The following is a 20,965-nucleotide window of genomic DNA, read 5'->3' as shown; positions in this document are numbered from 1 at the left end:
ATGCCTGTAAGAGAAGAAAACCCTCGCTCCATCTCGTACCGTCCGAGCCATGCCGGCCGCCGCGTGCTCGTCACCGGTGGCGGTCGCGGCATCGGACGGGCGATCGCGCTCGGCTTTGCCGCCCGCGGCGCGACCGTCGGCGTCGCTGACATGAACGCGGACGACATCGCCGAGACCGTGGCGCTCATCAAGGCCGATGGTCACGGTGAGGGCCTGCCACTTCTTCTCGATGTTGCAGACTACGACGCGGTCGAAGCAGGGCTTGCCGATGCGGCGAGAACCATGGGCGATGCCTTCGACACCGTCGTCAACAATGCCGGCATTTCGCCGAAGCACGACGGGGTGGCGCATAGGGTCTGGGAGATGGATCCCACGGAATGGAACCGCGTGGTTGCCGTCAACCTCTCCGGCCCGTTCAATACGATCCGCGCTCTCACGCCATCGATGCGCAAGGCCGAACGCGGCTGGATCGTCAACATGTCGTCGGTGGCGGGCAAGACCTATTCGCCGATCGTCGCCTGCCACTACGCGGCGACGAAATCCGCGCTGATCGGTTTCACCAAGCACCTTGCAGCCGAACTCGGCCCCTATGGCATCCGCGTCAATGCGCTGGCGCCCGGCCGCATCGAGACGCCGATGGTGCGCGGCGTCGCGCGCGAGATCAACGACGAGCAGGTGAAGCTGACGCCAATGGGCAGGCTGGGTCAGCCGGAGGAGGTGGCGGATGCCGCCGTTTATCTGACCTCGGCGGAATCAAGCTTCGTCACCGGGCAGACGATCGACGTCGCCGGCGGCCTTTATATGACGTAAGGCAAGGCTCCGAGCCCACCCCAGCAGACGAGACCACAGAATGTCGTTCCCGAACGTAATCGCCGCACAACGGCGTTCGGCGTCCAATGCCTGGCGCCCGACGAATCCTTCCAACGCCCGAGCGACACGGAGCAGGCCATGACGGATGCACCCGACCACCGGATTACGGGCAAGACCCGCATCTACGGTATTCTTGCTGATCCGATCCATCACGTGAAGACGCCGGAAGTCATGGCCGAGGTCTTTGCCCGTCATGGCGTCGACGCGGTGCTGATCCCCTTCCATGTCAAGCCTGAAGGGCTGGAGACGCTGGTGTCCGGCCTGAAGGCGATCGAGAATTTCGGCGGTTTCATTGCGACCGTGCCGCACAAGCCAGCCATGCTCGGGCTCTGCGACGGGGTGACCGGAGAGGCCCGCAACATCGGCGCGGTCAATTGCGTCCGGCGCGAGGCGGACGGCCGCATGGTGGGGACGATGCTCGACGGCATCGGCTTCGTCGTGGCGCTTCGGACGGTAACCGGCTTCGAGCCGGAGGGCAAACGCGCCTACGTGGCCGGTGCCGGGGGTGCGGCCTGCGCGATCGCGTTTGCGCTGGCCGATGCCGGTGTCAGCCACCTCACGATCGCCAATCGCACCATCGACAAGGCCGAGGCTCTTGTGGGGCGGCTGCGGCAGGCGCATCCCGGCCTCTCGCTCTCGACCGATGCCGCTTCGGTGGCCGACCACGATCTCGTCGTCAATGGCACATCGCTCGGCATGAAGGAGGCCGACGCGCCGCCTCTCGATTTTTCCAGGCTCTCTGCCAGTCAGGTCGTCGCCGACGCGATCATGGACCCGGTGATGACGCCGCTTCTGAAGGCCGCAGAGGCGATCGGGTGCCGCATCCAGCGCGGCCTGCCGATGCTGCAATGCCAGATCGAACTCATGGCGAAGCACATGGGGGCGATCGCGTGATGGCCGGCAAGGACGCGCTTCTCGATCAACTGCGGACGATCTGCGGGCCCGCAGCCGTGCTGACGGCGCCGGGCAACATTGAACCCTATGCCGTCGACTGGAAGCGGAGCTTCGTCGGGAGCCCTCTCTGCGTCGTGCGTCCGGGCAACACCGGCGAAGTGGCGAAGGTCGTCACCGCCTGCCGCAAGCACGGCGCATCGATCGTGCCGCAGGGCGGCAACACGGGGCTCGCCGGTGGAGCGACGCCCGACGCCAGTTCGTCGCAGGTGCTGCTGTCGCTCAATCGCCTGAGCAAGATCCGCAGCCTGGACCCGGTCGGCATGACCGTGGAGGTCGAGGCAGGTGCGATCCTGCAGTCCGTCAAGGAGGAGGCCACGAAAAAGGGGCGGATGCTGCCCGTCAGCCTCGCGGCCGAAGGATCGGCGACGATCGGCGGCATCGTCTCCACCAATGCCGGCGGCGTCAACGTGCTGCGCTACGGGATGACGCGCGCGCTGGTGCTCGGGCTCGAGGTCGTGCTTGCCGACGGTTCGATCGTCGACGGCCTCCGGCACCTGCGGAAGGATAATGCGGGCTACGACTGGAAGCAGCTCTTCATCGGCGCCGAAGGAACGCTCGGCATCGTCACGGCCGCCGTCCTGCGGCTCGTGCCGGCGCCGCGCCACAGCGTCACCGCGCTGCTCTCCGTAGCCGACGTGGAAACGGCGATCGCGCTCTACGCCAAGGCCCAGAGCGAGATCGGCGATGCGCTTTCCGCCTTCGAGCTCATCTCGGGGGAATCGATCGCGCTGGTCGAGAGGCACGCCGGCCTGAAAAGTCCGATCGCCGCCGGCGAGTGGTTCCTGCTGATCGAAGCAACGTCTAGCCTGACCGGGCTCGAGGCGGCGATGGAAGCGCTGTTTGCCGCCGCTTTCGAGGCGGAGTTCGCCCTTGACGGCGTCGTGGCCGCGAGCAATCAGCAGGCGCAATCGCTGTGGGCGCTGCGTGAACACGTGACGGAGGCAGAGGCGCGGGAGGGCCGCGGCCTGAAGCACGACATCTCGGTGCCGCTCACCGCCATGCCTGCTTATCTCGCGGACGCACGTGCCGCGGTGGCCGCCGTCTCGCGCGCGGCGCGGCTCAACGTTTTCGGGCATCTCGGCGATGGCAACCTCCACTACAACGTGCTGCTGGGACCCGAGGACGATCCGGCCGCGGTCAATCGCGCGGTTCATGATGCAGTCGTTCGCCACCGCGGTTCGATCTCGGCCGAACATGGGCTCGGCAAATATCGCGTGGGCGAGTGGCAGCGCACGAAGGCGGTCGCTGAACAGGCGCTTGCCCGCGCCATAAAACAGGCAATCGACCCCGCTGGTCTCTTCAATCCCGGAAAGGTGCTGTCCGCGCCGGCCAAAGGAGGTGCGGCGTGAAGGCTGCGGCGGAAACCTTCGACTACATCATCGTCGGCGGCGGCAACGCCGGCTGCGTACTCGCCAACCGCCTGACGGAATCCGGCCGCCACAGCGTGCTTCTCCTCGAAGCCGGCGGCGTCGGTCGTAGCCCGTGGATCGGTATCCCCGCCGGCTTCTCCAAGCTGCTGGTCGATCCGACCTACAATTGGCGCTTCAAGTCCGAACCGGAAGAGGCGACGAAGAACCGCGTCATCGCCGTGCCGCGCGGCAAGGGCCTCGGCGGCTCGACGCTGATCAACGGCATGATCTACGTGCGCGGCCAGCCCCGGGATTATGACGGCTGGGCCCAGGCAGGCTGCCGCGGCTGGAGTTTCGACGATGTCCTGCCCTTCTTCCGGCGCATCGAAGATTATGACGGCCCCGCAAACGATCTGCGGGCGCATGGAGGTCTCTTGCCGCTCAGCACAGTCGCACTCCACCCGGAAATCGGCGAGGCCTTCATCAGGGCTGCCGAAGAGGCCGGTTACGTGCGCAATTCCGACTACAACGGCAAGAGCCAGGATGGCTTCGGCTACTATCAGGTGAACCAGCGCGGCGGCCGCCGCGTCAGTGCCGCCGAAGCCTATCTGAAGCCGGCAATGAAGCGCCTGAACCTCAGCGTCCGGACCGGGGCGCATGTCCTTTCCGTCGATCTCGATGGAAAGCGGGCAACCGGGGTCACCGCGCGTATCGGCGATGCGAAGCTCCGTTTCAAGGCGAGGGCGGAGGTCATTCTTGCGGCGGGTGCGGCGCAGACGCCGCAATTGCTGGAACTTTCCGGCATCGGCAACCCGGCCATTCTGCAGAACCTTGGCCTCGCGGTGGCTCATGCTCTCCCGGGGGTCGGGGAAAACTACATCGATCACTTCTGCACCCGCATGAACTGGCGGGTGAAGCAGCCGGTCACGCTTAACGAGCAGACGCGCGGGGTGAAGCTGGCAATGGCCGTTGCGCAATATGCTGCCACCCGTCGCGGCATACTCACGCTTGGTACCGGCCTCGTTCATGGTTTCGTGCGGACCCGCGAAGGGCTGGAAGGCCCGGATGTTCAGTACTTCTTCATGCATGCAAGCTATGCGAACGCCGCCGAGCGCGTGCTGGACCGCAAGCCCGGCATGACCATCGGGGTGACGCAGTTGCGGCCGCAGTCGCGCGGAACCATCCATGCGGTTTCCCCGGACCCGCTTGCGGCCCCCTCGATCCGGCCCAATTTCCTCGCGGAGGAAGAGGACCGCCGCGTCATGGTGGAAGGCATGAAGATTGCCCGCCATATCGTCGAACAGGCGCCGATGGATGCCTTCCGCGATATGGAAACAAGCCCCGGGCCTGATTGCCGCACGGATGCGGATTGGCTGGATTTCGCCCGTTCCAATGGCCAGACGATTTACCACATCTGCGGCACATGCCGGATGGGAATGGACGAGAAAGCCGTGGCGGACCCGACGCTGAAGCTGCGCGGCATTGAAGGCCTACGCATCGCTGACGCCTCGATCATGCCAAAGATGGTATCCGGAAACACCCAGGCGGCCGTCTTCATGATCGCGGAAAAGGCGGCGGACATGATCCTGGCTGACGCTGCAAGATAGGTCGGCGTCGACGGCGTCACGGCCAACTGCGTGCGCCCGTCGTTGCGGGGTCACCGTACGGGTGAGTCACGCCGTCTCGAGCGATCTCGCAGGGCAGGGCGTGGCAGAGTTCCCGACAGAGCGGAACGGCACCAAGGACTTTTTCATCCTCAACACCGATGACATTTACGGAACAAGGCACGGCGAGCGCCGTTGAGGTTATAGTTCAAAAAGGAGGGTGTACATCATGGCCAAAGAGGGTCGACGTCCTGATCGCAAGGAAGGTGAACGCCGGGACAGCAAGAAACCCGGCACCATAGTGGCCGGTCCGGATGCCCATGCGCGGGAACGTGCGGGGAAGGCACCATCGAAGCGCGGCGACAGGCAGATGGCGGGTGATCAGGCAAATCGTTCCGAACGGCCTCGGGGGGAAAACAAGTGACCCACCCCCGGGAAAACCCGGAGATGGGCCATTGGATGATGAGATTCCGAGGGAACCTTATTCAGACAGATCGAAACGATCCGCGTTCATGACCGTCGTCCAGGCGGCGACGAAGTCCTTGACGAACTTCTCCTTGTTGTCGTCCTGGGCATAGACTTCGGCATAGGCCCGCAGGATGGAGTTCGAGCCGAAGACGAGGTCCACGCGCGTGGCGGTAAATCTGGTCGTTCCGGTCTTGCGGTCGCGAATCTCGTAGAGATTATTGCCGGCCGGCACCCAGGAATAGGCCATGTCGGTCAGCGTGATGAAGAAGTCTGTCGTCAGCGCGCCGGCGCGATCCGTGAAGACGCCGTGCGCCGTTCCACCATGGTTCGTGCCGATCACCCGCATGCCACCGACCAGCGCCGTCATTTCCGGCGCAGTGAGGCCCATGAGCTGGGCGCGGTCGAGCAGCAATTCCTCGGGGCTGACCACATAGTCCTTCTTCAGCCAGTTGCGGAAACCGTCGGCGAGCGGTTCCAGCGGCGCAAAGCTTGCCGCATCGGTCTCATCGGCAGTCGCATCGCCACGACCCGGGGCGAAGGGCACCTCGATTTCAAAGCCAGCAGCCTTCGCTGCCTGCTCCACACCGTAATTGCCTGCCAGCACGATCACGTCGGCGAGGCTGGCGCCGGACTCTGCGGCGATCGGCTCGAGCACCGAGATAACACGGGCCAGACGCGCCGGTTCATTGCCTTCCCAGTTCTTCTGGGGAGCCAAGCGGATGCGCGCACCGTTTGCACCGCCACGGAAATCCGAACCACGGTAGGTGCGGGCGCTGTCCCACGCGGTCGTGACCAGATCCGAAACCGAAAGACCGGAGGCCGCGATCTTTGCCTTGACGGCGTTGACGTCGTAGTCCTTGCGTCCGGCGGGAACCGGATCCTGCCAGATGAGATCTTCGGTGGGCGCGTCGGGACCGAGATAGCGGGTCTTCGGACCCATGTCGCGGTGTGTGAGCTTGAACCAGGCGCGGGCGAAAGCGTCCGAGAATGCTTCGAAATCGTTCATGAAGCGCAGGGAGATCTCGCGGTAGATCGGGTCCACCTTCAGCGCCATGTCCGCGTCAGTCATCATCGGGTTGTGGCGGATCGAAGGATCTTCCACGTCAACCGGCCTGTCCTGTTCGGCAATCGAGACCGGCTCCCATTGGGTCGCGCCGGCCGGGCTCTTCACCAGATGCCAATCGTGTTCGAACAGCATCTTGAAGAAGCCATTGTCCCACTTGGTCGGTTCGGTGGTCCAAGCGCCTTCGAGGCCCGAAACAACCGTGTCGCGGCCGATGCCGCGGCCCTTCGTATTCATCCAGCCCAGGCCCTGGAGTTCCGGGCCCGCAGCCTCCGGATCGGGGCTGAGATCGAGCGGGTTGCCGTTACCGTGGGTCTTGCCGATCGTATGGCCGCCAGCAGTGAGCGCCACGGTTTCTTCGTCGTTCATACCCATACGAGCAAAAGTCTCGCGCATTTGCGCGGCGGTTGCCAGCGGATCCGACTTCCCGTTGACGCCTTCGGGATTGACGTAGATGAGACCCATCTGTACGGCGGCAAGTGGGTTGTCGAGCGTCTCAGGCTTGGAGACGTCGCCATAGCGGCCGTCGCTCGGCGCGAGCCACTCCTTCTCGTCACCCCAGTAGGTATCCTTTTCCGGATGCCAGATGTCCTCGCGGCCAAAGGCGAAGCCGAACGTCTTGAGACCAGCAACCTCATAGGCGATCGTGCCGGCGAGCGCGATCAGGTCGGCCCAGGAAATCTTGTTGCCGTACTTCTTCTTGATCGGCCAAAGCAGTCGGCGGCCCTTGTCGGTGTTGACGTTGTCGGGCCACGAATTGAGCGGCGCGAAACGCTGGTTGCCGGTGTTGGCGCCGCCGCGGCCGTCAGAGGTGCGGTAGGACCCCGCCGCATGCCAAGTGACACGAGCCATCATGCCGACATAGCTGCCCCAATCCGCCGGCCACCAATCCTGACTATCCGTCATGAGCGCACGCAGGTCGGCCTTCAGCGCTTCCACGTCCAGCTTCTTGAGCTCTTCCCGATAGTCGAACTCCTTGCCCAGCGGATTGGTCTTGGTGTCGTGTTGGTGCAGAATGTCGAGATTCAGTGCGGTGGGCCACCACTCCATGACAGATTTGCCAAGGGCAGTATTACCGCCGTGCATCACCGGACACTTGCCGGCCGGTTTCGTCTTTGCGTCCATATTTGCTCTCCGATGGGGTTGCCTAGACAGAAAGGAGCGACTGAAGGTGGCCCATGGAGTGCCCGCTTTCGAAGGCGGCGATAACCATCAAGACCCACTAGCAGTACCGATGCAGTAGCCAAGCCTGACGATAAATTCCAATTGTATATTCTAAAGGCTCCCATATGCTGAGGTTATGATTGGGTTGTCCATGAAACACCTGCGCTATTTCGACGCCCTCGCGAGATTGGGCCACTTCGGACGGGCGGCTGAGGCATGCGCAATTTCCCAGCCGGCGTTGTCCGTGCAGATAAGGGAACTGGAAGACTTGATCGGTGCTCCCTTGGTGGAAAGAGGGGGCCGGAAAATTCGTCTCACAGGCCTTGGCGAGGAGTTCGCAGGAAGGGTTCGCTCGATACTGCGCTCAGTTGACGAACTACAGGACCTGGCACGCGCGGCGCATGGTCCGCTCGCCGGCCGCCTTCGCATCGGCGTTATTCCTACGGTCGCGCCCTATCTTCTTCCCGACATCATAAAGACGCTAACCCAGCGCTACCCCGGTCTGGAACCCAGGCCGCGCGAGGCAATCACTCAGAAGCTGATCGAAGACCTCTTGGAGGCCCGGCTCGACGCGGCGATCGTCGCACTGCCGGTTTCCGAACCTGCGCTGGAAGAGGTCCCGCTCTTCGATGAGGAATTCGTGTTGGTGCGTCCACTGGAAGATGCGGGCAAACCGGTGCCCAGTTCCGACAAACTTCACGAGATGAAGCTGCTGCTTCTTGAGGAGGGCCACTGCTTCAGGGATCAGGCCCTTTCCTTCTGCAATGTCGCGGCCTTGCCGACACGCGAGTTGATGGAGGGGAGCTCTCTTTCCACTCTTGTCCAGATGGTGGGTGCCGGCATCGGCGTCACTCTCGTTCCGCAGATGGCGGTTTACACGGAGACGCTATCCTCCAGAGTGTGCATGTCTCGCTTGGCCAATCCGCGTCCTTCTCGGACCATAGGAATGGTGTGGCGGAAGACGAATCCCCTGTCTTCACAGTTCACCCGGTTCGCCGAGATCGTTCGCGAAGTCGGGTTGCAAAAACAAGGTCAAATGCAGGATCTACTGCGCAGTTGAGTTGCCTGAGCAGGGACCGGAGAGAGCGATGTCTCAGGTGGCGTCAGCTTAGATCGCCAAGGGCACTTTGTTGCTTGGTACGTTATTGGGGTCACCCTGCTTGCTGTTTATGCAAGCGTAAACTCAACAGCTTCGTGAATTTGATGGAGCTAAGCGCGCCGAACGCACGCGCACTAGACCGCCTCAAGCTGGCTGAATCGAACCGGGATGAGTTGGCGGGCCTCGAGTTGTCCTGCCGAATCCTTGTCTATGACAGTCAGCAACTGTTCTTCCGAGCCCACAGGAAGAACCAGACGGCCCATCGGCTTGAGCTGCTCAAGCAAAGCCGGCGGCGGCTCCTCAGCCGCTGCCGTGACCAGGATCTTGTCGAATGGGGCGCGCTCAGGCCAGCCGCGAGACCCGTCGCCGATACGAATGCCCACATTTGACATGCCGAGGCGCTGCAGGAGGGCCTCGGCATGGCTTGCGAACTCCTCGATGATTTCGACGCTCCAAATTTGGCCGGCGAGTTCGGCGAGGATTGCGGCTTGGTAGCCAAGCCCGGTGCCGACCTCGAGCACGGACTCATGCGGTTGGGGTGCAAGGAGATCAGTCATCAGAGCGACGATGAAGGGCTGCGACAGGGTCTTATCGAAGCCGATCGGCAGCGGCATGTCCTCGTAGGCAAAAGGTGCAACCGCGGCAGGTACGAAGAGATGCCGCGGCACCTGCCGCATCGCTGCCAACACCCGCTCGTCGAGCGCCGCCTTGCCGAGTTCTTCGCTTGCAAGGTCGGTTTGGATTTCGATGACATCGACCATATGCCTGCGCAGAACCGCGAGGTGCTTTTCGGTCATTGGCTTCATGAGCGCGGGCTCTCCTCCGCCAGTTTGCCGCCAGCGGCCTTTCAACATTAAACGGCCACGGATAGACGATAGCAAGATCAAAAGCTGAACGATGGCCTCAATGAGCCGGCGCCTCAACATCTCAGAGGGCGGGAGCCGACCGTCCACGCGAATCATCTGGCGACCGCTCTGCGCCACTTGCTGAACTTACCGCTGCATCATCATGCCGATGGAGCCCATCCCGGGCCCGAGGAGAGGCCGGCTATATCGAAGCCCATAAACCGGGTAAGTCGGTGATCGACGTCAGCAAGCTGGAATCGGTTTTGAAGGCCAAAGGGCTGATCATAGACATCCGAGCCGGGCTTGCTGCCGTGTGGTGTTTCCATTCTATCCTCGCAAGGAGGTTTCATGACCTTCCCTCTATTTGATCTTTCCGGTTCCCGCGCGTTGGTGACGGGATCGTCCCAGGGCATTGGCTATGCGCTCGCACGCGGTCTGGCCGAGCACGGTGCGGCCATCATTCTCAACGGCCGCGACCGCGACAAGCTTGAGAATGCAGCCCAATCGCTGCGAGGCGCCGGACACGAGGTGTCCGTTTCCGACTTCGACGTGACCGACCATGCTGCCGTTGGGCGGGGGGTGAATGCAATCGAGAAGGATATCGGACCGATCGATATCCTGATCAACAATGCCGGCATGCAGTTCCGCACCCCGCTCGAAGACTTTCCCGCCGATCGCTGGGAACAGTTGCTGAAGACCAATATCTCCAGCGTCTTTTATGTCGGCCAGGCGGTTGCCCGCCACATGATCGGGCGAGGGCGGGGCAAGATCATCAACATCGCTTCGGTGCAGAGTGAACTCGCCCGTCCCGGCATCGCGCCCTATACGGCGACCAAGGGGGCGGTGAAGAACCTGACGCGCGGCATGTGTACGGATTGGGCGCGATACGGCCTTCAGATCAATGCGATCGCGCCCGGCTATTTCAAGACACCGCTCAATCAGGCGCTGGTCGACAGCACCGAGTTCTCGTCCTGGCTGGAGAACCGCACGCCGGCCGGCCGCTGGGGCAATGTCGAGGAACTGGTCGGCGCGGCGGTCTTCCTGGCGGCCAAGGCTTCCTCCTTCGTCAACGGACGCACGCTCTATGTCGACGGCGGCATCACGACCAGCCTCTAGGCGGAGGGCGCCTTCGACCCGATCGTGGTGATGGGCGTATCCGGCTGCGGCAAAAGCTCGGTCGGGGAGCGGCTCGCCGGTTATCTCGATTGCCGTTCGTGGAACGCGATAGCCTGCATCCTGCGACCAAGTCGACAAGATGCGAAGGGCATTCCTGCATCGAGTCCGTCTTACAGAAGGCAGCCGTCGCGTTGAAATAAGGGGGCGAGCATGGAGGCGGTCATGAAGATGAGCGAGGCGACAAAGCCTCTGAACAACGTCCCGGAGCTTAAGGTCATGTTCGCCTCCAGGGCTCTTAGACTTCCAGAACCGCTTGAGCAGGTCGCTCGGCTGGCCCACGTCTGATAAGACGCGCGGCGCTGTAGTTCGACTGTCTTGCCTCGCGCAAATCGCATATTGTCGACATCAGACCGGCAGACCGGTCTGTTTCCGCAAGCTCTTGTCGAAAGCGGATTCGGGGACGAAACGGCGCAGCAAGCGAACTTGGCCGGCCAGTTTGCCCGCGGTGTAACGTCTTCTCGGCGCCTTGGCCGTAGCCGCTTTGACAACCGTCTCTGCCACAATCTCAGGGTCGTCGCCTTTTTCGACGCTCTCGCGCATCTGGACTTCCATGTCAGCGCGCACCGCATCGTAGACAGCAAGCGAACGATCGGGCCTGGTTATGTTTTCCTCGAAGGCGGTGCGGGTATAGCCGGGCTCGACGAGCGCCACCCGAATTCCGAATGTGCGCAGTTCGTGATCGAGCGATTCGGAATAGCCTTCGACGGCATGTTTGGTCGATGCATAGAGAGCATTGTAGGGCGACGGGATCAGCCCCAGAATGGAACTCATGTTGATGATCCTGCCCTTGCCTTGACTCCGCATTGTTGGCAACACCGCGTTGGTGACGCGAAGAACGCCGAAGACGTTCACGTCGAACAGTGCCTGAGCCTGGGCAGTTGAGGACTCCTCTGCGCCGCCGAGCAGTCCAATGCCGGCATTGTTGACGAGCAGGTCAATACGCCCTGTCTCGGCTAGCACCTCCTCGATCAGTTTCGCCACGGATGCGTCATCGGTCACGTCACAGCTCAACATGGTGACGCCGTCGGATCCTTCTGCGGCCGCACGGCGGCTGGTTCCGAAGACCCGAAAGCCCGCGCGCTGAAGGGCTCTCGCCGTTGCGCGCCCGATGCCGGTCGATGCCCCAGTTACCAGGGCGACGCCAAGATTGGCTTTGTTCATGGAAACCACTTCCTTCTTTGTGCTGATTTCGGTTGCAAATGACGCAAGCGCTCTCGTTCATGCTGCCCGCTAAGCTTCAGCCACGGGCATTCCGGCGCCGACCAATTTGTCCGTCCAACGTCGGAACACGGCGCTGGCGTTGACACCTCCGAAGCCGAAACCGTTGGAGATCGCGTAGTCCATCTCCGCGGGCCGGGCCTGATTTGCGACGAAGTCAATCCCGTCGCCGGCCGGATCGGGAGCGTCCAAGTTGAGAGTGGGCGGAGCCACCTGATCCCTAAGCGCAAGAATCGTAAAGATGGCTTCAAGCCCGCCGGCAGCTCCGAGCAGGTGTCCGGTCGCCGACTTCGTTGCGCTGACGGCTACGCCGAACTCTGCACCGAACACCCTTTTGATTGCCGCGATTTCCCCCAGGTCGCCGACTGCCGTGGAGGTTGCGTGCGCATTGAGGTGGCGGATCTCTCGCGGCGAAATTCTGGCCTGGGCAATCGCGATCTCCATGGCCCGGCGCGCACCGCCGCCGTCCTCGGGACCGGAAGTGACGTGGTGGGCGTCGGCTGTCGTGCCGTAGCCGACGAGCTCGGCGAGGGGTTTTGCACCGCGCGCAAGCGCGTGGCTCAATGCCTCGATGACCAGGATGCCGGCGCCTTCACCCATGACGAAGCCGTCACGCAACATGTCGAAGGGACGCGAGGCCTGATCAGGTATGTCATTGAACCCCGTCGAAAGAGAGCGTGCCGCGGCAAAACCGCCGAGGCTGACAATATTCATGCATGCTTCCGTTCCGCCGCACACCGCGATGTCGGCTTCATTGGCGCGGATAAGACGAGCCGCATCGCCAATCGCCTGAATGCCGGCCGCGCACGCCGTCACCGGCGCGCCGAGCGGACCTTTGAAGCCGTAGCGGATGGAGATTTGTCCAGCTGCCAGGTTCACCAGAAAGGACGGCACCGTGAAGGGTGAAAGCCGTCGGGCACCGCGCTGATCGACCGTTCGCACCGCTTCAGTTATGGCGGGGAACCCGCCGATGCCCGACGCGATGATCGTGGCGGTGCGGGCACGGTCGTCTTCGGAGGTCGGCTTCCATTCCGCCTGAGCTAGCGCCTCTTCCGCCGCCGCCAACGCGAAGAGAATAAAACGGTCGACCTTGCGCTGGTCCTTTGGAGCAAAGACGGTATTCGGATCGAAGCCAGCTTCGGGGTCTTCTTCCAGGGAGGGAACCGTCCCGCCGATCTTCGCCGGCAGGTCGCCGACGACGCCGTCCGAAAGCCGCCGGATTCCCGAACAACCAGACAAGAGCCGAGACCAGGACGTCGCCACATTGGCTCCGAGCGGACTGACTGCTCCCATGCCTGTGATAACGATACGGCGCATGTGCTCTCCAGTTGTCATTTTGTTGGATCCGTCTGCGCGGCTACAGGGATAACGGCGCTACGGGGTGGCGGGGATGGCGTCATGCTTCCCCGGCGGAGACCGCAATCCGCCGAACTTCGTCGGCAGCTACGTTGAGAAACCGCTCCGACATCTCTTGATCATTCAGGATGCGAGAGATCGTCACGGCGCCCACCATGAGCGACAGCATCGCCATGGCTTTGCCAGAGGTTTCTGGACCTCCCGTCGCCGGCATCAATTTCGCGAGGATTTGAAGATGCGCTTGAATTCCGTCCTGGAATGAGGCTCGCACCTCCTCGCTTTGGCGAGCCGCGTCAGCGCCGAGCGCCACCAATGGACAACCGTCGCTCTTCTCTTCGCGATGTCCCGTCGACAGGTAGAGCTCGATAACGGCCTCAAGGGGATCAGGGCTGGCGGCAGCAACGTCCGACCATCGGCGCGTTGCGTGCTCCATCGCCCGCTTCGATGCCTGCGCCGCAAGATCGTCCTTGGATTCGAACTGCTTGTAGAATCCGCCCTGGGTCAGGCCGGCTCCCTTCATCAGATCCTTGAGCCCGATGCCATCAAAGCCGCGTTCTCGAAAAAGCCGGCTCGCTGCATTGATGACCGCTTCGCGATTTGCCTCCGCCTGTGCGCGGCTAACTCTCATGATCGACCTCCGATTAGATTTCACTTGACATCTATACCACGGATAGATTTAGATCGCAATCTAATAGAGGCAGCGCCCGTCAACAAGGGTCATCTGAAATGAAGCGCAAATTTCTTCTCACATCGATCGGCCTTGCGGCTGCAGTCGGGGGCGCGGCGTTTGCGTTCGTCTTCGAAACGCCAGCACGGGACACGGAGGCCGCAGATCCCCGCGTCGCGTCGCCACTTGTAAGGGTGGTGCAGGCGGCGAGATCAGAAAGCGCCGAGCGGGCCTTTACAGGTATCATCGCCGCGCGGGTCGAGAGCAATCTCGGTTTTCGCGTGCCAGGCAAGATCACTCAGCGCCTTGTGGACGTCGGTGAACAGGTGAAAGCGGGCCAGGAGCTGCTGCGGATCGATGAAACCGATCTGCAACTTGCGCTCACGGCCAGGCGCAACGCCGTCGCTGCAGCGCGCGCTGTTCTGGTTCAGGCGCGTGCCGACGAGAAGCGCTACGCTGTTCTGGTGAAGAATGGACTGGCGGCAACGCCGCAGCGATACGAGCAGGCGAAGGCAGCGCTCGATACCGCCACGGCACAGCTTGCCGCCGCGGAAGCGGAAGCGAAGGTCGCAGAGAACGAGGCGACCTACTCTGTCCTGCTGGCGGGCGCGGATGGAACGGTAACCGAAACGCTTGCCGAGCCGGGGCAGGTTGTCGCCGCCGGTCAGCCGGTGGTTAGACTTGCCCATGCCGGCCCCCGTGAGGCGGTGGTCGCCCTTCCCGAGACGCTTCGGCCGGCAATCGGCTCGGCAGCCGAGGCCGCCCTGTACGGCCGCGATGGCCGACCCTCCACGGCACGTCTGCGGCAGTTATCGGACTCCGCCGATGTCCAGACCCGTACATACGAAGCTCGCTATGTGCTTGACGGCGAGGCTGCGGCGGCACCTCTTGGCGCTACGGTCACTATCCGGATTGCTAGCCAGGCGACGCAACCGGAAATCACGGTGCCGCTCGGAGCCGTGCTCGACGACGGCGAGAGGACTGGCGTTTGGGTGGTCGATAGCGCCACCTCGACCGTACACTTCCGGCCGGTCAAGCTTGTTCGCGTGACCAGCGAAACCGCCATGATCTCCGGATTGAACTCTGGCGATCCGATCGTTTCGCTCGGCGCTCATCTCCTGCAGGAAGGCGCTCGCGTCAGAACTGCGCCCGAAGGGAACAACAGATGATGAACCTCAATCTTTCCGCGATCGCCGTTCGCGAGCGCGCCGTCACCCTGTTCTTCATCCTCCTGCTGGTCGCCGCCGGCGCCTACGCCTTCCTCATGCTCGGACGGGCGGAGGATCCGAACTTCACTATCAAGACCATGACGGTGACCACGGCATGGCCCGGTGCGACGGCGCGGGAGATGCAGGATCTCGTCGCCGAACCGCTGGAGAAGCGGCTTCAGGAGCTTACCTGGTACGACCGGGTGGAGACGACCACACGGCCAGGCTATGCCTATATGACGGTCACGTTGAAGGACAGCACGCCGCCATCAGCCGTGCAGGAGGAGTTCTACCAAGCGCGCAAGAAGCTCGGGGATGAAGCCCGCAACCTGCCGTCCGGCGTCTTCGGCCCCTTCGTCAACGACGAATATTCGGACGTGAGCTTTGCCCTTTATGCGCTAAAGGCCAAGGGCATGCCGATGCGTGAGCTGGCCAGGCAGGCCGAGGTGATCCGGCAGGACCTCCTGCACGTGCCCGGCGTCAAGAAGATCAATATCCTCGGTGAACGTCCCGAACAGATCTTCATCGAGTTTTCCTATGCCAAACTGGCAACCCTCGGCGTCTCGGCACAGGATGTCGTTGCCGCCCTGCAGCGGCAGAACACCGTTACGCCGGCAGGCTCGATCGACACAAAGGGGCCGCAGGTCTTCATCCGGGTCGACGGCGCTTATGACAGTGTCGAGGCGATCGCCGACACGCCGATCGCCGCTGCGGGGCGGACGCTCAAGCTCTCCGACATCGCCGAGGTCCGCCGCGGCTACCAGGATCCTCCCACCTACCTGATCCGGCGCCAAGGTGAGCCGACCATCATGCTCGCGGCTGTCATGCAGGAGGGCGGGGACGGTCTCGCGCTCGGCAAGGCGCTCGAGGACAGGACTGCAGCGATCGCATCGGCACTGCCGCTCGGCATGACGCTCGACAAGGTGACCGACCAGGCCGTCAACATCACCTCGGCGGTCGACGAGTTCATGATGAAGTTCGCGATGGCGCTCGGCGTGGTGCTGGTGGTGAGCCTGCTCAGTCTTGGCTGGCGCGTCGGCATCGTCGTAGCGGCCGCCGTTCCGCTGACGCTTGCGGTCGTCTTCCTCATCATGCTGGAAACGGGCCGGTTCTTCGACCGCATCACGCTCGGCGCCCTCATCCTGGCGCTCGGCCTTCTCGTAGACGACGCCATCATCGCCATCGAGGTGATGGTGGTGAAGATGGAAGAGGGCATGGACCGCATCAAGGCGGCGGCCTATGCGTGGAGCCACACTGCGGCGCCGATGCTGTCGGGAACACTCGTGACGGTCGCCGGCTTCCTGCCGGTGGGCTTTGCGCGCTCGACGGCGGGCGAGTACGCCGGCAACATCTTTTGGGTGGTGGGGTTCGCCCTCATCGTCTCCTGGATCGTTGCGGTGGTCTTTACGCCCTATCTCGGCGTCAAGATGCTGCCCGCGATCAAACCGATCGAGGGCGGTCACCACGCGATTTACAACACGCCGAACTATCGGCGTCTGCGACGGCTCATCACCTTTGCCGTGCGCCACAGATTTCTGACCTGCGCCATCGTCGGCATCGCCTTCGCGCTTTCCGTGGGCGGCATGGGAGCGGTCAAGCAGCAGTTCTTCCCGACATCCGACCGTCCGGAGGTGCTGGTGGAGGTTCGCCTGCCGCAAGGCACCAGCATCGAGACGACGACCGCGACGGTCGAGAAGCTCGAGCACTGGCTCGACGAGCAGCCCGAGGCCAAGATCGTCACGAGCTATGTCGGTCAGGGCGCTCCCCGCTTCTTCTTCGCGATGGCGCCGGAATTGCCTGATCCTGCCTTCGCTAAGATCGTCGTGCTGACCCCGGACGCAGAGGCGCGCGAGGCCTTGAAGCAACGCCTCCGTGACGCGATATCCCAGGGGCTTGCACCTGCCGCCTATGTGCGCGTCACGCAGCTTGTGTTCGGGCCGTACACGCCGTTCCCGGTCGAGTTTCGGGTCATGGGACCTGATCCGACCCAATTGTACAGCATTTCCGAGAAGGCCCTCGACATCATGCGCGGCGTCCCGGACGTGCGACAGGCCAATCGCGATTGGGGCAATCGCACACCTGTTCTCCGCTTCATTCCCGATCAGGAGCGACTGAACCTCATCGGCCTCTCGCCGGCAGAGGCGGCTCAGCAACTGCAGTTCCTCCTCACTGGCATCCCCGTTACGCAGGTCCGCGAGGACATCCGCAATGTCCCCGTCGTGGCACGCAGCGCCGGCGGCGAGCGACTGGATCCGACACGTCTGGCGGATTTCTCCTTGATGAGCCGCGACGGCCGCCCGATTCCGCTCGACCAGATCGGTCGTTCGGAAATCCGTCTGGAAGAACCGATCCTGAAGCGCCGCGATCGCACGCCCGTCATCACGATCCGCTCGGACATCAACGAGGCCACACAGCCGCCGGAGGTCTCCAAGCAGATCATGACCGCCCTTCAGCCGCTAATCGCATCTCTTCCAGCCGGCTATCGCATCGAATTGGGTGGATCGATCGAGGAGGCTGCCAAGGCCAATACCGCGCTGGGCAAGGTTTTCCCGGCGATGATTGCCGCGATGCTGATCGTCATCATGCTGCAGGTGCGATCCTTCTCGACGATGGCCATGGTCATGCTGACGGCACCGCTTGGTCTTGTCGGGGTCGTGCCGATGTTGCTCACCTTCAACCAGCCCTTCGGGTTCAACGCCATTCTGGGTCTGATAGGACTGGCCGGCATCCTGATGCGCAATACGCTGATCCTGACCGAACAGATCAAGGAGAACCGTGCTGCCGGTCTCGACGACTATCACGCCGTTATCGAGGCCACGGTGCAACGCACAAGGCCCGTGATCCTGACCGCACTTGCGGCCGTGCTGGCCTTCATCCCACTCACGCACTCCGTCTTCTGGGGTTCGATGGCCTATACGCTGATCGGCGGCACGGCGGTCGGCACGGTGCTGATCCTGCTCTTCCTCCCGGCGCTCTACGCGGCGTGGTTCCGCATCAAGCCGACTGCAGATGAGCTCCATGAGGAGCCGATAGAGGAACCGGAGTTGCGAATAGCAATGGCTGCCGAGTAGGGCCCTTGTCGGGCGGAGACGGTTCAGGTTCTCGCGCGCTGGCCTTGGCAACGCGTGGCCGGGTGAGCCACACCATCTTACCGCTTGCAGATGATCGTCCGGGACGGGCCCGGCCGATCCGTTCATTCAATCTGGAGGCGTTTCATGGATTATCCGGTCCGGCCGGGGACTGATACCGACAGGATGCGCGCGCGCATCCTGGACGTGGCGGAGGAACACTTCCGCCGCATCGGCCATCACAAGACATCGGTGGCCGACATCGCCTCCGAACTCGGCATGAGCCGAGCGAACATCTACCGCTTCTTCTCTTCCAAGGATGCGATCCGTGAATCCGTCTGCGGTCGGATTGTGAACGATGCCGCCGACGTGGCCCTTACGATCGCACGCACGAGCGCGTCGCCGTTGGAGAAACTCAACCAGATCCTGACTGCCGTTCACCGCCACACTAAGATGCAGTCGACTGAGGCAAAGCGCATCCATGACCTGATTACCGCCGCCGTGCGGGAAAACTGGGCCGCCATCAAGGCGCATGACGAGAGGATGATAGCGATCTTTGAGGCGATCATCCGCGAGGGCATGGAGGCGGGCGCGTTCGAGGTCGAAGATGCCGCGGAAGCGGCGCGGGCCGTCAACACGGCCTTTATGCCGTTCGTCCATCCGGGTCTGATAGAGCACTGCGTTTTACACAGCGAAGACACCGAAGTCGCCCTGCGCGAGCAGATTCGCTTTGTCCTGAAAGCCCTCGGCAAGTCTGGCAATGCGGGCTGCCCTTGTTCAGGCCTGTGATTCCGGATGAAGCCGACCGCCCGCAATAGGTGGGGAGCGGAAGAGAGCCAGCGGACATTCGGAGCCTTGACATGCTAACGCCTACGATCCGTCTGAACACAATCAGACCGGGACTTCCCACGAGTGCTTGATCTTCTGCATAGGGATTTCTGTCTTGATATTCCTGACGCCCCTGATGCGGCCAAGGTGCTCAATCTGGAAGCGCCGATATCCTTCGAGGTCGGGAGCGATAACGCGCAGCAGGAAGTCGCTGTCTCCCGCCATAAGATGGCACTCCACAATCTGGGGCAGCTTTCTGACCGCCTCTACAAACACATTTACAGTCTCCTCATCCTGACCGGTGAGCCAGACACGCACGAAGAGGGTCAAACCCATCCCCACCTTTGCAGGGTCGAGGAGCGCCACATAACGGGATGACGCCGGCTTCCTCGAGCAGCCGGACGCGCCGCAGGCATGGCGATGGCGACAGGCCGACGCGCTCCGCCAGGTCGACGTTGTTCATCAATGGCGTGGCGGACCGGCGAAGTCTGGCGCGGCTTACGGGATGTGCTGCCCGTCGCGCTCGGCTTCGTTCCTTTCGCGCCGGTGCTAGGCTCGCAAGCCTCGCAGAAGGGCTTCAGCGCCGTCGAGGTGCCTCTGCTGACTGGACTGAATTTCGGCGGCGGCTCGGAATTCGCCGGTCGAGCTGTGGAGTTCACCGCCGCACGTGCTGCTGATCGTGGCGATTACCTTCCTGGTCAACAGCCGTCATCTGTTGATGGGAGCGGCCTTTGCGCCGTTTATCCGGCACTTGCCGAAGAGGAAGGCTTTGGCGGCCCTCTTCCTCATGTGCGACGAGAGCTGGGCGATGGGACTTGCCGACGCCTGGAAATCCGGTGCGCGCCTGTCGCTCGGCTACTATCTGGCGGTCGCGCTTGGCCTCTATACATGCTGGATCGTCTTCACCGCGGTCGGCGCGCTCGTCGGCCCGGTTCTCGGCGACGTGACGCGCTATGGCTTCGATATGGCGTTCCCGGCCGTTTTTTTGGTGATGCTTTCGGGAATGTGGAAGGGACCGTCCGCAGCCTTCCATGGCTCGTCAGCCTTGTCGCCGCGGCGACCACCTATCTGGTCCTGCCGGGGGCCTGGCATGTGCCGGCAGGCGCGGTGTAGGGCGGCCTTGCCGCCTATGTTCTTGCGAGACCGTCATGATCGATCCCATGAACCTAACGACCATTCTGCTGATGGCTTTGGTCACTTACCTGACGCGCATCGGCGGCTACGTGTTTCTGCGCAACCGTACGCTCAGCCCGAAGCTCTCGACGGTGCTGGAGAGCGCGCCTGGCTGCGTCCTGATCACGATCATCGCCCCTGACTTCGTGACTGGTCATCCGGCCGACCTGATGGCGCTCGGGGTCACCATGGCGGCGGCGACACGGCTGTCCATCCTGCCGACTGTCGTCATTGCGATTGCATCGGCCGGCCTTCTGCGGAGCATGATCGCGTGACGATCCGGCGAGAGCAGCAATTGGCAGGTTCTCCGCTGACCCTGCCATGGCCGTCCTGGCCTTTCGGGGCGCAGCTTCATTTGCGACCGAGCCCGCGTCAGCGATGAACGCGGGATCCCGTCGCCCCGGCCCTCAATATCTCCACCTGGGAGCGCGCTTCGCATTGTGCAGCAGCTCGCTAGATGTGGCGAACCCGCCGAATAGCCGCGTCAAGCGCCGTTCTTCCTCCTGGCACAAGTGCTGCCGTCGGCAGAACTCGCGGACTGACCACACTTTCGTGGCGGTTTGCTTGGAAAGTTTTTCGGCTTCTACGCGTTCAACCATCGTGCTCCTCCCAAAGCGATGGGCGTCAGACTATGCTACTAAAGTCTAATGGAGCAAGCTTTTAATTAAGGTGCTTCTAATTGGTTGGCGCTGCCTCCCAGCGACGGGCGATCACTCGCGGATTCCCACCCAAGACTGTCGAAGAAAAGGCGCTTGGAGGGCGGTGGCGTCTGAGCGGCCCAGGGCCAACGCCGGGGTTCCCTCCCATCGGAAACTGGAGGTGAAATTCGCTGTTTCCATAGGCGGGAGTGGTCTT

At 62.8% G+C, this 20,965-nt stretch carries 17 protein-coding genes and 4 pseudogenes; 14 read left to right on the top strand and 7 right to left on the bottom strand.

Annotated elements, in window-relative coordinates:
* The 4 genes from fabG (at position 1) to QN224_RS08300 (ending at position 4,780) form a co-directional block, all read left to right on the top strand.
* Positions 1 to 810 carry a 3-oxoacyl-ACP reductase FabG gene (fabG, locus tag QN224_RS08315; protein WP_283976258.1) on the top strand — a complete coding sequence of 270 codons (810 nt, stop codon included), beginning with the start codon at positions 1 to 3 and terminating at the stop codon, positions 808 to 810.
* Positions 811 to 948: 138 nt separating this feature from the next.
* Positions 949 to 1,764 (top strand): shikimate dehydrogenase, encoded by an 816-nt coding sequence (locus QN224_RS08310; RefSeq protein WP_283976257.1) that lies wholly within the window; start codon positions 949 to 951, stop codon positions 1,762 to 1,764.
* Positions 1,764 to 3,173 (top strand): FAD-binding oxidoreductase, encoded by a 1,410-nt coding sequence (locus QN224_RS08305; protein WP_283976902.1) that lies wholly within the window; start codon positions 1,764 to 1,766, stop codon positions 3,171 to 3,173. The genes QN224_RS08310 and QN224_RS08305 overlap by 1 nt, the downstream gene beginning before the upstream one ends.
* Positions 3,170 to 4,780: a GMC family oxidoreductase N-terminal domain-containing protein gene (locus QN224_RS08300; RefSeq protein WP_283976256.1), complete on the top strand. Its 1,611-nt coding sequence runs from the start codon at positions 3,170 to 3,172 to the stop codon at positions 4,778 to 4,780. Before QN224_RS08305 ends, QN224_RS08300 begins: the two co-directional genes overlap by 4 nt.
* Before the next feature lie 478 nt (positions 4,781 to 5,258).
* On the opposite strand, the gene katG is transcribed toward QN224_RS08300, so the two are convergent.
* Positions 5,259 to 7,433 (bottom strand): catalase/peroxidase HPI, encoded by a 2,175-nt coding sequence (gene katG / locus QN224_RS08295; RefSeq protein ID WP_283976255.1) that lies wholly within the window; start codon positions 7,431 to 7,433, stop codon positions 5,259 to 5,261.
* 175 nt (positions 7,434 to 7,608) lie between these two features.
* On the opposite strand from katG, the gene QN224_RS08290 reads away from it, so the two are divergent.
* On the top strand, positions 7,609 to 8,532 hold the full coding sequence (locus tag QN224_RS08290) for a LysR substrate-binding domain-containing protein (protein ID WP_283976254.1): 924 nt from the start codon (positions 7,609 to 7,611) through the stop codon (positions 8,530 to 8,532).
* A gap of 173 nt (positions 8,533 to 8,705) precedes the next feature.
* On the opposite strand, the gene QN224_RS08285 is transcribed toward QN224_RS08290, so the two are convergent.
* A complete protein-coding gene (locus QN224_RS08285) occupies positions 8,706 to 9,377 on the bottom strand; it encodes a protein-L-isoaspartate(D-aspartate) O-methyltransferase (protein ID WP_283976253.1) in 672 nt (223 codons plus the stop codon).
* Between the two features lie 233 nt (positions 9,378 to 9,610).
* On the opposite strand from QN224_RS08285, the pseudogene QN224_RS08280 reads away from it, so the two are divergent.
* The 4 genes and pseudogenes from QN224_RS08280 to QN224_RS08265 form a co-directional block, all read left to right on the top strand.
* Positions 9,611 to 9,709: pseudogene (locus tag QN224_RS08280) on the top strand (S-adenosylmethionine--2-demethylmenaquinone methyltransferase); the annotation flags it as partial.
* 55 nt (positions 9,710 to 9,764) lie between these two features.
* The gene (locus QN224_RS08275; protein WP_283976252.1) at positions 9,765 to 10,532 is read left to right on the top strand and encodes an SDR family oxidoreductase; all 768 of its coding nucleotides are present in this window, start codon (positions 9,765 to 9,767) and stop codon (positions 10,530 to 10,532) included.
* Positions 10,533 to 10,562: 30 nt separating this feature from the next.
* Positions 10,563 to 10,657: pseudogene (locus QN224_RS08270) on the top strand (shikimate kinase); the annotation flags it as partial.
* Positions 10,658 to 10,754: 97 nt separating this feature from the next.
* Complete coding sequence (locus tag QN224_RS08265; RefSeq protein ID WP_283976251.1) at positions 10,755 to 10,877, top strand: hypothetical protein; 123 nt, start codon at positions 10,755 to 10,757, stop codon at positions 10,875 to 10,877.
* 60 nt (positions 10,878 to 10,937) lie between these two features.
* On the opposite strand, the gene QN224_RS08260 is transcribed toward QN224_RS08265, so the two are convergent.
* From QN224_RS08260 to QN224_RS08250, 3 genes are all read right to left on the bottom strand, one after another.
* Positions 10,938 to 11,753: an oxidoreductase gene (locus QN224_RS08260; protein WP_173511715.1), complete on the bottom strand. Its 816-nt coding sequence runs from the start codon at positions 11,751 to 11,753 to the stop codon at positions 10,938 to 10,940.
* Between the two features lie 69 nt (positions 11,754 to 11,822).
* Positions 11,823 to 13,127 (bottom strand): beta-ketoacyl-ACP synthase II, encoded by a 1,305-nt coding sequence (gene fabF / locus QN224_RS08255; protein WP_283976250.1) that lies wholly within the window; start codon positions 13,125 to 13,127, stop codon positions 11,823 to 11,825.
* A gap of 79 nt (positions 13,128 to 13,206) precedes the next feature.
* A complete protein-coding gene (locus tag QN224_RS08250) occupies positions 13,207 to 13,794 on the bottom strand; it encodes a TetR/AcrR family transcriptional regulator (protein ID WP_269286611.1) in 588 nt (195 codons plus the stop codon).
* A gap of 98 nt (positions 13,795 to 13,892) precedes the next feature.
* On the opposite strand from QN224_RS08250, the gene QN224_RS08245 reads away from it, so the two are divergent.
* The 3 genes from QN224_RS08245 (at position 13,893) to QN224_RS08235 (ending at position 18,898) form a co-directional block, all read left to right on the top strand.
* Positions 13,893 to 15,002, top strand: a complete 1,110-nt coding sequence (locus QN224_RS08245) for an efflux RND transporter periplasmic adaptor subunit (protein WP_283976249.1) — start codon at positions 13,893 to 13,895, stop codon at positions 15,000 to 15,002.
* Positions 15,002 to 18,112 carry an efflux RND transporter permease subunit gene (locus QN224_RS08240; protein WP_283976901.1) on the top strand — a complete coding sequence of 1,037 codons (3,111 nt, stop codon included), beginning with the start codon at positions 15,002 to 15,004 and terminating at the stop codon, positions 18,110 to 18,112. Before QN224_RS08245 ends, QN224_RS08240 begins: the two co-directional genes overlap by 1 nt.
* A gap of 144 nt (positions 18,113 to 18,256) precedes the next feature.
* The gene (locus tag QN224_RS08235; protein WP_283976248.1) at positions 18,257 to 18,898 is read left to right on the top strand and encodes a TetR family transcriptional regulator; all 642 of its coding nucleotides are present in this window, start codon (positions 18,257 to 18,259) and stop codon (positions 18,896 to 18,898) included.
* A gap of 102 nt (positions 18,899 to 19,000) precedes the next feature.
* On the opposite strand, the pseudogene QN224_RS08230 reads toward QN224_RS08235, so the two are convergent.
* A pseudogene (locus QN224_RS08230) lies at positions 19,001 to 19,400 on the bottom strand (Lrp/AsnC family transcriptional regulator).
* A 2-nt stretch (positions 19,401 to 19,402) separates the two neighbouring features.
* Between QN224_RS08230 and QN224_RS08225 the strand changes: the two are divergent.
* Positions 19,403 to 20,050: pseudogene (locus QN224_RS08225) on the top strand (AzlC family ABC transporter permease).
* Positions 20,051 to 20,085: 35 nt separating this feature from the next.
* Complete coding sequence (locus QN224_RS08220; RefSeq protein WP_283976247.1) at positions 20,086 to 20,385, top strand: AzlD family protein; 300 nt, start codon at positions 20,086 to 20,088, stop codon at positions 20,383 to 20,385.
* 132 nt (positions 20,386 to 20,517) lie between these two features.
* Here the strand turns inward: QN224_RS08220 and QN224_RS08215 are convergent, their stop codons facing one another.
* On the bottom strand, positions 20,518 to 20,709 hold the full coding sequence (locus tag QN224_RS08215) for a hypothetical protein (RefSeq protein WP_246299673.1): 192 nt from the start codon (positions 20,707 to 20,709) through the stop codon (positions 20,518 to 20,520).
* Positions 20,710 to 20,965 lie beyond the last annotated feature (256 nt).

It is taken from the genome of Sinorhizobium sp. 7-81, assembly GCF_030124405.1.
Classification (GTDB): Bacteria; Pseudomonadota; Alphaproteobacteria; order Rhizobiales; family Rhizobiaceae; genus Sinorhizobium; species Sinorhizobium psoraleae.
The sequence above is the reverse complement of the archived record's forward strand: the minus strand, read 5'-3'. Positions and strand labels throughout refer to the sequence as shown.